This is a genomic window from Amycolatopsis sp. PS_44_ISF1 (assembly GCF_032335455.1).
GTDB lineage: Bacteria > Actinomycetota > Actinomycetes > Mycobacteriales > Pseudonocardiaceae > Amycolatopsis.
Genome location: NZ_JANUXO010000002.1, coordinates 2,240,375 through 2,252,579, shown reverse-complemented (window position 1 = coordinate 2,252,579; position 12,205 = coordinate 2,240,375). Strand labels below are relative to the sequence as shown.

Here is a 12,205-nt window from a genome sequence, read left to right as displayed (position 1 = left end):
CGCCGGGGACCGGACCGCGGACCGGCGTTGATCACCGTCCGCAGCCACGGCCGGTGCCCGAGGCGGGGTGAGCGTTTCCGGTGCCGGGCAACCGGAACCCCGGAAACGCTCACCGCGTCGGGCAGCGGCCGGACATCAGTCTTCTTTGGACGGACGGGCCTCGGGCGGCAGGACCCCCCAGTCGATCAGCTGCTCGGTGAGCTCGCCCGGGGTCATGTCGTAGATGATGGCCAGCGACCGCAGGTCCTCGGTGCGGATGGAGAGCACCTTGCCGTTGTAGTCGCCGCGCTGGCTCTGGATCGTCGCCGCGTACCGGGCGAGCGGGCCGACCTTCTCCGCGGGCAGCTGCTGGAGCCGTTCCAGGTTGATCACGATCTTGGTGGCGGGCTCGGCGCCCGAGGGCACGCGGCCCTCCGGCAGCAGCTCGACCACCGGCACGCCGTAGAAGTCGGCCAGCTCGGCCAGCTTCTGGACGGTGACGGCCCGATCGCCACGCTCGTACGAGCCGACGACGACGGCCTTCCAGCGGCCACCCGACTTCTGCTCGACCCCGTGCAGGGACAGGCCCTGCTGCTGGCGGATCCCGCGGAGCTTGGCCCCGAGCGCCTTGGCGTAATCGCCCATCTGGTGGATCTCCGTTTCCTCACCCCCACGCCGGTCGGATCACCGGTGCGGGGACTCCTCGAGTCGAATACTCAGAGTAATGGTTACGCATAGTTGTCACCAGGTCAAGCAGAAGCTCTTCCGCCCCTGGTCGGGGCCGTGGCCGCACCACCCGGAAGGCTGATTGACCTCCCCTGCTACTGTCGGTGCGATTTCCTCGCACAAGCCGGAGATCGACGTCCTTTAAGGACCCGTCCAGAGAGGCGGGGAAGGGGGTCCGCCTTGTCGTCACGTCCGCGTGGCGCGGCGGTGCCGGCCGGGGAGCGCGAGCTCCTTTCCGCCGGCGATGTCGCGCGCACCATTGCCCGGATGGCCCACCAGGTCATCGAGAAGACCGCCGGTCCGCCGGAAGACGCCGCACCCCCGGTGCTGCTCGGCATCCCGACCCGCGGCACCCCGCTGGCCCTGCGGCTGGCCGGGAAGATCGGCGAGTTCGCCGGGGTCGCGCCCCCCACGGGTGCCCTCGACGTCACCCTCTACCGCGACGACCTTCGCCGCCGCCCGCCGCGCGCGCTGGAGCAGACGCAGCTTCCCGCCTCCGGCATCGACGACCGGCTGGTGATCCTGGTCGACGACGTGCTGTTCTCCGGGCGCACCATCCGCGCGGCGCTCGATGCCCTGCGCGACCAGGGCCGTCCCCGCGCCGTCCAGCTCGCGGTGCTCGTCGACCGCGGCCACCGGGAGCTGCCGATCCGCGCCGACTACGTCGGGAAGAACGTGCCCACCGCGCGGGCCGAGGGCGTTTCCGTGCTGCTGACCGAAACCGACGGCCGGGACGCGGTCCTGCTGCGCGCCCCGGAAGGAGAGACCCGGTGAAGCACCTGCTCGCCACGGACGGGCTGGACGCCGACACCGCCACAGCCGTCCTCGACACCGCCGACGAGCTGAAGCACACGCTGCTCGGCCGCGAGGTCAAGAAGCTGCCGACGCTGCGCGGCCGCACGGTGATCACCCTGTTCTACGAGAATTCCACCCGCACCCGGGTCTCGTTCGAGATCGCGGGCAAGTGGATGAGCGCCGACGTGATCAACGTCTCGGCGGCCAGCTCCTCGGTCAACAAGGGGGAGTCGCTGCGGGACACCGCGCTCACCCTGGCCGCCGCGGGCGCCGACTGCGTGATCGTCCGCCACCCGGCCTCCGGCGCGGCCCACCGGCTGTCGGGCTGGCTGGCCGAAGCCGGCACCGCGGTGGTGAACGCGGGCGACGGCACGCACGAGCACCCGACGCAGGCGCTGCTCGACGCGGCCACCCTGCGGGAGCGGCTCGGCTCCCTGGCCGGGCGCCGCGTGGCGATCGTCGGCGACGTGCTGCACAGCCGCGTCGCGCGGTCGAACCTCCACCTGCTCGCCACCCTCGGCGCGGAGGTGGTGCTGGTGGCGCCGCCGACGCTGCTGCCGGTCGGTGTCGAAGCGCTGCCGGTCACGGTCTCCCACGACCTGGACGCGGAGCTGCCCGCGGTCGACGCGGTGATGATGCTGCGCGTGCAGGCCGAGCGGATGACCGGCGGGTTCTTCCCCTCCGCGCGGGAGTACTCGATCTCCTACGGCCTGTCCGAGCGGCGCCTGGGGCTGCTGCCGGAGCACGCCGTGGTGCTGCACCCCGGCCCGATGCTGCGCGGGATGGAGATCGCCTCGGCGGTCGCCGACTCCCCGGCCTCGGCCATCACCGAACAGGTCCGCAACGGCGTGCACGTGCGCATGGCGGTCCTCTACCACCTGCTGGCCAGCGAAGGAGCCGCCGCGTGACCACCGACGCACCTGCCTCCGAGGAGGCGGCACCGACCACAGTCCTCGTGGTCCAGGGCGCCCGTCCGTACGGGGAGGGCGAGCCGGTCGACGTGCTCATCGAAGACGGGGTGATCACCGCGGTCGGCGCGGTGGCGGTGCCCGACGGCGCCGAGGTGCTCGAAGCCGCGGGCCAGGTGCTGCTGCCCGGCTTCGTCGACCTGCACACGCACCTGCGCGAACCCGGCCGCGAGGACACCGAGACCGTCGAGACCGGTTCGGCCGCCGCGGCGCTGGGCGGCTACACGGCCGTGTTCGCGATGGCCAACACCGACCCGGTGGCCGACAACTCGCTGGTCGTCGACCACGTGTGGCGGCGCGGGCAGGAGACCGGGCTGGTCGACGTGCACCCGGTCGGCGCGGTCACGGTCGGGCTGAAGGGCGAGAAGCTGGCCGAACTCGGCACCATGGCCAAGGCCGCCGCGCGGGTGCGGGTGTTCTCCGACGACGGCGTCTGCGTCGCCGACCCGCTGCTGATGCGCCGCGCGCTGGAGTACTCGACCGCGCTCGACGCGGTGATCGCGCAGCACGCCGAAGAGCCCCGGCTGACCGTCGGCGCGCAGGCGCACGAGGGCGAGCAGGCGTCGCGGCTGGGCTACGCGGGCTGGCCGGCCTCGGCCGAGGAGTCGATCGTGGCGCGCGACTGCCTGCTGGCGCGGCACGCCGGCGCCCGGCTGCACGTCTGCCACGTTTCCACCGCGGGCACCGTGGACGTGCTGCGGTGGGCCAAGGAGCGCGGCACGTCGGTCTCGGCCGAGGTGACGCCGCACCACCTGCTGCTCACCGACGAGCGGCTGGCCACCCACGACCCGGTGAACAAGGTGAACCCGCCGCTGCGCACCGGGGGCGATGTCGAGCAGCTGCGCGCCGCGCTGGCCGAGGGCGTGATCGACTGCGTCGCCACCGACCACGCCCCGCACGCCGTGCAGGACAAGGACACCGAGTGGAGCGCCGCGCGGCCGGGGATGCTCGGCCTGCAGACCGCGCTCTCGGTGGTGGTCGAGACGATGGTGAAGACCGGGCTGCTCGACTGGCGCGGGGTGGCCCGCGTGCTCAGCGAGCGGCCCGCCGCGATCGGCAGCCTGCCCGACCACGGCCGGCCGGTCGAGCCGGGCGAGCCCGCCAACCTGACCCTGGTCGACCCGGACGCCGAGTGGACCGTGCGCGGCGCCGAGCTGGCCAGCATCTCCGTCAACACCCCGTACGAGGGAATGCGCCTGCCCGGCGTGGTGACGGCGACCGTGCTGCGCGGGCGGATCACCGCGCGCGAAGGGAAGATCTGCTGATGGACCGGGTCCTTCTCACCCTGGGGATCGTCGTCTTCTTCCTCCTCTGCCTGTGGGGCATGTGGCTGGGCTGGCGGCGCAAGTCCCGCGCGCAGAGCGTGCTGGTGCCGCCGTTCCCGCAGCTCCCGCCGGACCCGGGCGAGGTCCGGCTGGAGTCGACCGGGCTCTACGTCAGCACGACCACCGCGGGCCACTGGCAGGACCGCGTGGTCACCCGCGGCGCCGGTCTGCGCAGTGGCGCGGTCTGGCGGCTGCACCCGGGCGGCATCGCCGTGGAGCGCGGCGGGGCGCCGGACTTCTGGATCCCGCGCGAGGCGGTCACCGGGGTCCGCCGCGACTCGCGGATCGCCGGGAAGGTGATGGGCACCGACGCGCTGCTGGTCATCACCTGGCGGGCCGGGGAGACCGAACTGGACACCGGTTTCCGCGGCGACCAGCTCGACGACTATCCACTGTGGATCGCTCAACTTTCCGATCACGACATCAAGGGAGGTGCCCAGTGAGCACCGCGAACAGCAGCCGCGGCCCGGCCGCCCTGGTTCTGGAGGACGGCCGGGTCTTCCGCGGCGCCGCCTACGGCGCGCGCGGCCGGACGTGGGGGGAGGCGGTGTTCTGCACCGGTATGACCGGTTACCAGGAGACCTTGACCGACCCGTCCTACCACCGCCAGATCGTGGTGCAGACCGCGCCGCAGATCGGCAACACCGGCTGGAACGACGAGGACGACGAGTCGGCCCGGATCTGGGTCTCCGGCTACGTGGTGCGCGATCCGGCGCGGACGCCGTCGAACTGGCGCTCGAAGCGCTCGCTGGACGCGGAGCTGGAGCGGCAGGGGGTCGTCGGCATCGCCGAGGTGGACACCCGCACGCTGACCCGGCACCTGCGCGAGCAGGGCGCGATGCGCGCGGGGGTGTTCTCCGGCGACGCGCTCGGCTCGGACGAGCAGATGGTGGCCGAGGTCCTGGGCAGCCCGCCGATGAAGGGCGCCGACCTGGCCGGTGAGGTCTCCACGGACCGGCCCTACGTGGTCGAGGCGGCGGGCGAGCGGCGGTTCCGCGTCGCCGCGCTGGACCTGGGCATCAAGGCGAACACCCCGCGGCTGATGGCCGCGCGCGGGCTGGAGGTGCACGTGCTGCCCTCGGCCGCCTCGATCGAACAGCTGCTGGCCACCGAGCCGGACGGGGTGTTCCTGTCCAACGGGCCGGGCGACCCGGCGACCACCGAGCACGCCACCGCGCTGACCCGGGCGGTGCTGGAGCGGGAGATCCCGCTGTTCGGCATCTGCTTCGGCAACCAGATCCTCGGCCGCGCGCTGGGGCTGGGCACGTACAAGATGCGCTACGGCCACCGCGGGATCAACATCCCGGTGATCGACGTGGCCACCCGGCGGGTCGCGATCACGGCGCAGAACCACGGCTTCGCCCTGGAGGGCGAGCCGGGCCAGCGCTTCGACACCCCGTACGGCGCCGCGCAGATCAGCCACTACTGCCCGAACGATGACACGGTCGAGGGTGTGCGCGCCTTCGACGTGCCGGCGTTCTCGGTGCAGTACCACCCCGAGGCCGCGGCCGGTCCGCACGACGCGGCGCCCCTGTTCGACGAGTTCGTGGGCTTGATGGAGTCCCGCGCGGGCACGACCCAGGAGAAGAAGGCCTGATGCCGAAGAGGACAGACATCCAGCACGTGCTGGTGATCGGCTCCGGGCCGATCGTGATCGGGCAGGCCGCCGAGTTCGACTACTCGGGCACGCAGGCCTGCCGGGTGCTGCGCAGCGAGGGGCTGCGCGTGTCGCTGGTGAACTCGAACCCGGCGACCATCATGACCGACCCCGAGTTCGCCGACGCCACCTACATCGAGCCGGTGACGCCGGACTTCGTCGAGAAGGTCATCGCCCAGGAGCAGGCGCTGGGGCGCCCGGTGGACACGCTGCTGGCCACCCTCGGCGGGCAGACGGCGCTCAACTGCGCGGTCGCGCTGCACGAGCGCGGGGTGCTGGAGAAGTACGGCGTGGAGCTGATCGGCGCGGACATCGACGCCATCCAGCGCGGCGAGGACCGGCAGAAGTTCAAGGACATCGTGCGCTCGATCGGCGCCGACGTGCCGCGCTCGCGCGTGTGCAACTCGATGGCCGACGTGCGCGCCACGGTGGCCGAGCTGGGCCTGCCGGTGGTCATCCGGCCGTCGTTCACCATGGGCGGCCTGGGTTCCGGGCTGGCCTACACGCCCGGGGAGCTGGAGCGGCTGGCGTCGGCCGGCCTGGACGAGTCGCCGGTGACCGAGGTGCTGATCGAGGAGAGCGTGCTCGGCTGGAAGGAGTACGAGCTGGAGCTGATGCGCGACAAGCACGACAACGTCGTGGTCGTCTGCTCGATCGAGAACGTCGACGCGATGGGCGTGCACACCGGCGACTCGGTCACGGTCGCGCCCACGATGACCCTGACCGACCGCGAGTACCAGGTGATGCGCGACGTCGGCATCGCCGTGCTGCGCGAGGTCGGGGTGGACACCGGCGGCTGCAACATCCAGTTCGCGATCAACCCCGAGGACGGCCGCATGGTCGTGATCGAGATGAACCCGCGCGTCTCCCGCTCGAGCGCGCTGGCCTCGAAGGCGACCGGTTTCCCGATCGCCAAGATCGCCGCGAAGCTCGCCATCGGCTACACGCTCGACGAGATCCGCAACGACATCACCGGCGAGACCCCGGCCGCGTTCGAGCCGGTGCTGGACTACGTCGTGGTGAAGATCCCGCGGTTCGCCTTCGAGAAGTTCCCGGGTGCGGACCCGACGCTGACCACGACGATGAAGAGCGTCGGCGAAGCGATGTCGTTCGGCCGCAGCTTCCCCGAGGCGCTCGGCAAGGCGATGCGCTCGATCGAGACCAAGGCGGCCGGCTTCTGGACCCGGCCCGACCCCGCCGACGTCACCCTGGAGTCCACTTTGGACGCCCTGCGGGTGCCGCACGAGGGCCGGCTGTACGAGGTGGAGCGGGCGCTGCGGCTGGGCGCCACCGTCGCGCAGGTGCACGAGGCCAGCGGCATCGACCCGTGGTTCGTCGACCAGATCGCGCTGATCGGCGAGGTCGGCGCCGAGGTGCGGGACGCGCCGGTGCTCGACGGCGGACTGCTGCGCCGCGCCAAGCGCACCGGCCTGTCCGACCGGCAGATCGCCGCGCTGCGCCCGGAACTGGCCGGCGAGGACGGGGTGCGCGCGCTGCGCCACCGGCTCGGCGTGCGGCCGGTGTTCAAGACCGTGGACACCTGCGCGGCCGAGTTCGCCGCGAACACCCCGTACCACTATTCGGCCTACGAGACCGATCCCGCGGCGCAGTCGGAGGTCGCGGCCCAGCCGGACAAGCCGAAGGTGCTCATCCTCGGCTCGGGACCGAACCGGATCGGGCAGGGCATCGAGTTCGACTACTCGTGCGTGCACGCGGCGATCGCGCTGCGCGAGGCCGGGTTCGAGGCCGTGATGGTCAACTGCAACCCGGAAACCGTCTCCACCGACTACGACACCTCCGACCGGCTGTACTTCGAGCCCCTGTCGTTCGAGGACGTGCTCGAGGTGGTGCACGCCGAGCAGCAGTCCGGCACCGTGGCGGGCGTGATCGTCCAGCTCGGCGGCCAGACCCCGCTCGGGCTGGCGCAGCGGCTCGCGGACGCCGGGGTGCCGGTGGTCGGGACCCCGCCCGAGGCGATCAACCTGGCCGAGGACCGCGGCGCGTTCGGCGAGGTGCTCACCGAGGCCGGGCTGCCCGCCCCGCGCTACGGCACCGCCACCTCGTTCGAGGGCGCCAAGCGCGTCGCCGACGAGATCGGCTACCCGGTGCTGGTGCGGCCCTCCTACGTGCTCGGCGGGCGCGGCATGGAGATCGTCTACGACGAGGAGTCGCTGGCCCGCTACATCCGCCGCGCCACCGAGGTCACCCCGGAGCACCCGGTGCTGGTGGACCGCTTCCTCGACGACGCCATCGAAATCGACGTCGACGCGCTGTTCGACGGCGAACAGCTGTACCTGGGCGGGGTGATGGAGCACATCGAGGAGGCCGGCATCCACTCCGGCGACTCCTCGTGCGCGCTGCCGCCGATCACCCTCGGCGCCACCGACCTGCAGGAGGTGCGCCGCTCCACGGAGCTGATCGCGCGCGGGGTCGGGGTGCGCGGGCTGCTCAACGTCCAGTACGCGCTCAAGGACGACGTGCTCTACGTGCTGGAGGCCAATCCGCGGGCCTCGCGCACGGTCCCGTTCGTCTCCAAGGCCACCGCGGTGCCGCTGGCGAAGGCGGCGGCACTGGTGATGACCGGCTCGACCATCGCGCAGCTGCGCGCCTCGGGCGTGCTGCCGGCCGAAGGCGACGGCGGCCGGATGCCGGCCGACTCGCCGGTCGCGGTCAAGGAGGCCGTGCTGCCCTTCCACCGGTTCCGCACGCCCGAGGGCCACGGGGTCGACTCGCTGCTCGGACCGGAGATGAAGTCCACCGGCGAGGTGATGGGCGTGGACGTGTCCTTCGGGAAGGCGTTCGCGAAATCCCAGAGCGGCGCCTACGGTTCGCTGCCGACCTCCGGGCGCGTGTTCGTCTCGGTGGCCAACCGGGACAAGCGCTCGCTGGTCTTCCCGGTGAAGCGGCTGGCCGACCTCGGGTTCGAGATCCTGGCCACCTCCGGCACGGCGGAAGTGCTGCGGCGCAACGGAGTCGGCTGCACCGTGGTGCGCAAGCACACCGAGACCACCGCGGCGGTCCCGTCCGGGGACCCGGGGAACGAGGAGCCGAACATCGTCGAGGTGATCCTGGCCGGCGGGGTCGACATGGTCATCAACACCCCCTACGGCAACAGCGGTCCGCGCATCGACGGCTACGAGATCCGCACCGCGGCGGTCTCGCGCGACATCCCGTGCATCACCACCGTGCAGGGCGCCGCGGCGGCCGTGCACGGCATCGAAGCCCTCATCCGCGGGGACATCGGGGTGCGGAGCCTGCAGAGCCTCCAGGCCGCGCTGAAGGCCACGCAGTGACCGCAGGGAGCACCGGGACCGGATCGGGCCGGTTCGGCGCGCGGCTGGCCGAGGCGGTGGCCGCGCGGGGCCCGCTGTGCGCCGGGATCGACCCGCACCCGGGCCTGATCGAAGCCTGGGGCCTGCCGGCCGGCCTGGGCGGGCTGGAGCGGTTCGCGCTGGGCGCGGCCGAGGTGCTGGCGGCCGAGACGGCGATCGTGAAGCCGCAATCGGCGTTCTTCGAGGCGTTCGGCCCGCCCGGGGTGGCGGTGCTGGAGCGCGTCGTGCGGGCCGCGCACGAAGCCGGGGCGCTGGTGCTGCTGGACGTCAAGCGCGGTGACATCGGCTCGACCATGGCGGCCTACACGGCCGCTTACGTGGCCGGGGAAGCCGCGTTCACCGCCGACGCCATCACGGTCTCGCCGTATCTCGGCTTCGGCGCGCTGGAGCCCGCGGTGACCGCCGCGCGCGAGGCGGGCAACGGGTTGTTCGTGCTCGCCCGCACTTCGAACCCGGAGGCGCACGCGCTGCAGAACGCGAAGCTCCCGGACGGCCGCACGGTGGCCCAGAGCGTCGTCGACGCCGCGGCGGAGCACAACGAGGGGGCGGAGCCCTACGGCGATGTCGGCGTCGTCGTCGGCGCCACCGTCGCCGCGGGCGAACTGGACCTGTCCCGGTTGAACGGACCCGTGCTGGCGCCCGGTTTCGGGGCCCAGGGCGCGACCGCGGGGGACTTGCGGGCACTGTTCGGGCCCGGACGTCCCGGATTGCTGCCCGCCTCCTCCCGTGACCTGCTGCGCCACGGCCCGGATGCCGCCGCGCTGCGCCGAGCGGTAGGCCAAGTGGCGGACCGGCTGGCCGGGGGCAGGGAAAACGGCCAATAGCAGGCCCCGGAATCGCCCTCCACCAGCCACCCCCGCATTGTGGCGCCTGCTCCAGGGTGGGTACCGTCGCGTCACCCACCCAGATTTGAGAACTACCGGAGGAAAACGTGGCACTTCCCCAGCTGACAGAGGAACAGCGTGCTGCGGCGCTGGAGAAGGCCGCCGCCGCCCGCCGCATCCGGGCTGAGCTGAAGGAGCGGCTGAAGCGGGGCGGTACCACTCTGGTCGACGTGCTGAAGCAGGCCGAGGAGAACGAGGTCCTCGGCAAGATGAAGGTTTCGGCCCTGCTCGAGGCGCTCCCCGGCGTCGGCAAGGTCCGGGCCCAGCAGACGATGGAACGACTGGAGATCGCACCCAGCCGCAGGCTCCGCGGGCTCGGCGACCGGCAGCGCAAGGCGCTGCTGGCCGAGTTCAGCGGAGAGTGAGCGGCGTCGGTCAGGACTCCCCGGTGCTCCGGGGCGCCGGCCGCGATGGTGAGCCGGTGGCGGGGGAGACCTCCCGTCACCGGCTCACCGTCGTCTCGGGGCCTTCCGGGGTCGGGAAGTCGAGCGTGGTGGGGGAGCTGCGCCAGCTCGAGCCGGATCTCTACTTCAGCGTCTCGGTCACCACCCGCGAGCCGCGCCCCGGCGAGGTCGACGGCCGCCACTACCACTTCGTCGGCCAGGACGAGTTCGACGAGCTGGTCGCCCGGGGGGCGCTGCTGGAGTGGGCGGAGTTCGCGGGCAACCGCTACGGCACCCCGCGGGAGCCGGTGGAGCGGGCGCTGGCCGAGGGCCGGCCCGCGGTGCTGGAGATCGAGCTGCAGGGCGCGCGCCAGGTCCGGGCGGCGATGCCGGAGGCCCGGCTGGTGATGCTGATGCCGCCCTCCTGGGAGGAGCTGGTCGGCAGGCTGACCGGGCGCGGCACCGAGTCCGAGGCCGCGGTGGCGGCCCGGCTGGCCCAGGCGGAGCGGGAGCTGGCCGCGGCGGGCGAGTTCGACGAGCGCGTGGTCAACGCCGAGGTGCGGGCCGCCGCCGAGCGGTTGCTAGACTTGATAACCGGCGGTGGCATCCCTGCCGCCGGTCTGATCGACGATACGGAGCACCCCGAGTGACTGTGCAACAGGCGACGCTGGAAGAGCTCGAAGGCATCACCAACCCGCCGATCGACGACCTGCTCGAAAAGGTCTCCTCGAAGTACGCCCTGGTGATCTACTCGGCCAAGCGGGCCCGCCAGATCAACGACTACTACGCCCAGCTGGGCGAGGGCCTGCTGGAGTACGTCGGCCCGCTGGTCGAGCCGGGCCCCCGCGAGAAGCCGCTGTCGATCGCCCTGCGGGAGATCCACGGCGGGCTGCTCGAGCACACCGAGGGTGAGTGACGCCCGGCCCAGGGTCGTCCTGGGCGTGGGCGGCGGGATCGCCGCCTACAAGGCCTGCGAGGTCCTGCGGGGCCTCACCGAGTCCGGGCACGACGTGCGCGTGGTGCCCACCGAAGCCGCGCTGAACTTCGTCGGCGCGGCCACCTTCGAGGCCCTCTCGGGCCACCCGGTGCACACCGGGGTGTTCACCGAGGTCCCCGAGGTGCAGCACGTGCGGGTCGGCCAGGAGGCCGACCTGGTGCTGGTGGTCCCGGCCACGGCGAACCTGCTGGCCAAGGCCGCGCACGGGATCGCCGACGACCTGCTGACCGCCACCCTGCTCACCGCCCGGTGCCCGGTCGCGTTCTTCCCGGCCATGCACACCGAGATGTGGGAGCACCCGGCCACCCGCGACAACGTGGCGCTGCTGCGCTCGCGCGGGACGGTGGTGACCGAGCCCGCGGCCGGGCGGCTGACCGGCGCCGACACCGGCAAGGGCCGGCTGGCCGACCCGGCCGAGATCGTGGACCTGGCCCGGCTGCTGCTCGACGAGCCCCGCGCGCTGCCCCGCGACCTCGAGGGCCGGCGCGTGGTGATCTCCGCCGGCGGCACCCGTGAGCCGCTGGACCCGGTGCGCTACCTGGGCAACCGCTCCTCGGGCAAGCAGGGCTTCGCCCTCGCCCGGGTCGCCGCCCAGCGCGGCGCCGAGGTGACCCTGGTCGCCGCGCACACCGCCGAACTGCCGGTCCCCGCGGGCGTCCGGCTGGAGCGGGTGTCGAGCGCGGAGGAACTGCGCCAGTCCGTGCACGCCGCGGCCGCCGGCGCCGATGTGGTGGTGATGGCCGCCGCGGTCGCCGACTTCCGGCCCTCGGCGCGGGTCGGCAGCAAGATCAAGAAGTCCGACGACCGGCCCGATCCGGTGCTCACCCTGGACCGCACCGCGGACGTCCTGGCCGAGCTGGTCCAGGCTCGCCGCGAGGGCCAGGTGGTGGTGGGCTTCGCCGCCGAGACCGGCGACGAGGACGGCAGCGTGCTCGACCACGCCCGGGCCAAGCTGCGCCGCAAGGGCGCCGATCTGCTGGTGGTCAACGCGGTCGGCGACGGCAAAGCGTTCGGCACCGAGGACAACGCGGGCTGGCTGCTGGCCGCCGACGGCACCGAGCAGGAGATCCCGTTCGGCGCGAAGGCGCGGCTGGCGGCCACATTGTGGGACGCGGTAACGGCTTTGCTCGAGCGTCGACTCCAGCACTAGCTCTTCTGG

The 12,205-nt window shown here is 72.7% G+C and carries 12 protein-coding genes; 11 read left to right on the top strand and 1 reads right to left on the bottom strand.

Annotated elements, in window-relative coordinates:
* Positions 1-135: 135 nt before the first annotated feature.
* Positions 136-624, bottom strand: coding sequence for a transcriptional regulator (locus tag NYF13_RS24215; RefSeq protein WP_003096372.1), 489 nt, complete (start codon positions 622-624; stop codon positions 136-138).
* Between the two features lie 261 nt (positions 625-885).
* On the opposite strand from NYF13_RS24215, the gene pyrR reads away from it, so the two are divergent.
* From pyrR to coaBC, 11 genes are all read left to right on the top strand, one after another.
* On the top strand, positions 886-1,479 hold the full coding sequence (gene pyrR, locus NYF13_RS24210) for a bifunctional pyr operon transcriptional regulator/uracil phosphoribosyltransferase PyrR (protein ID WP_315659892.1): 594 nt from the start codon (positions 886-888) through the stop codon (positions 1,477-1,479).
* Complete coding sequence (locus tag NYF13_RS24205; protein ID WP_315659891.1) at positions 1,476-2,408, top strand: aspartate carbamoyltransferase catalytic subunit; 933 nt, start codon at positions 1,476-1,478, stop codon at positions 2,406-2,408. The genes pyrR and NYF13_RS24205 overlap by 4 nt, the downstream gene beginning before the upstream one ends.
* Positions 2,405-3,733: a dihydroorotase gene (locus NYF13_RS24200; protein ID WP_315659890.1), complete on the top strand. Its 1,329-nt coding sequence runs from the start codon at positions 2,405-2,407 to the stop codon at positions 3,731-3,733. The genes NYF13_RS24205 and NYF13_RS24200 overlap by 4 nt, the downstream gene beginning before the upstream one ends.
* Positions 3,733-4,236: a transporter gene (locus tag NYF13_RS24195; protein ID WP_315659889.1), complete on the top strand. Its 504-nt coding sequence runs from the start codon at positions 3,733-3,735 to the stop codon at positions 4,234-4,236. The genes NYF13_RS24200 and NYF13_RS24195 overlap by 1 nt, the downstream gene beginning before the upstream one ends.
* Positions 4,233-5,390 (top strand): glutamine-hydrolyzing carbamoyl-phosphate synthase small subunit, encoded by a 1,158-nt coding sequence (gene carA / locus NYF13_RS24190; RefSeq protein ID WP_315659888.1) that lies wholly within the window; start codon positions 4,233-4,235, stop codon positions 5,388-5,390. The genes NYF13_RS24195 and carA overlap by 4 nt, the downstream gene beginning before the upstream one ends.
* The gene (carB, locus tag NYF13_RS24185; protein WP_315659886.1) at positions 5,390-8,743 is read left to right on the top strand and encodes a carbamoyl-phosphate synthase large subunit; all 3,354 of its coding nucleotides are present in this window, start codon (positions 5,390-5,392) and stop codon (positions 8,741-8,743) included. Before carA ends, carB begins: the two co-directional genes overlap by 1 nt.
* Entirely contained in the window at positions 8,740-9,606 is an 867-nt protein-coding gene (gene pyrF, locus NYF13_RS24180; protein WP_315659884.1) for an orotidine-5'-phosphate decarboxylase, read from the top strand. The genes carB and pyrF overlap by 4 nt, the downstream gene beginning before the upstream one ends.
* Before the next feature lie 107 nt (positions 9,607-9,713).
* Entirely contained in the window at positions 9,714-10,031 is a 318-nt protein-coding gene (gene mihF, locus NYF13_RS24175; protein WP_003096398.1) for an integration host factor, actinobacterial type, read from the top strand.
* Positions 10,028-10,699, top strand: a complete 672-nt coding sequence (gene gmk / locus NYF13_RS24170) for a guanylate kinase (RefSeq protein WP_315659867.1) — start codon at positions 10,028-10,030, stop codon at positions 10,697-10,699. Before mihF ends, gmk begins: the two co-directional genes overlap by 4 nt.
* Complete coding sequence (rpoZ, locus tag NYF13_RS24165; protein WP_020658117.1) at positions 10,696-10,965, top strand: DNA-directed RNA polymerase subunit omega; 270 nt, start codon at positions 10,696-10,698, stop codon at positions 10,963-10,965. The genes gmk and rpoZ overlap by 4 nt, the downstream gene beginning before the upstream one ends.
* On the top strand, positions 10,958-12,196 hold the full coding sequence (gene coaBC / locus NYF13_RS24160) for a bifunctional phosphopantothenoylcysteine decarboxylase/phosphopantothenate--cysteine ligase CoaBC (RefSeq protein ID WP_315659864.1): 1,239 nt from the start codon (positions 10,958-10,960) through the stop codon (positions 12,194-12,196). Before rpoZ ends, coaBC begins: the two co-directional genes overlap by 8 nt.
* The last annotated feature ends 9 nt before the right edge of the window (positions 12,197-12,205 follow it).

Bases quoted from the DNA above. Each gene is read 5' to 3' on its own strand.
- NYF13_RS24215 (WP_003096372.1), bottom strand. From the start codon at position 624: ATGGGCGATTACGCCAAGGCGCTCGGGGCCAAGCTCCGCGGGATCCGC.
- NYF13_RS24195 (WP_315659889.1), top strand. From the start codon at position 3,733: ATGGACCGGGTCCTTCTCACCCTGGGGATCGTCGTCTTCTTCCTCCTC.
- carB (WP_315659886.1), top strand. From the start codon at position 5,390: ATGCCGAAGAGGACAGACATCCAGCACGTGCTGGTGATCGGCTCCGGG.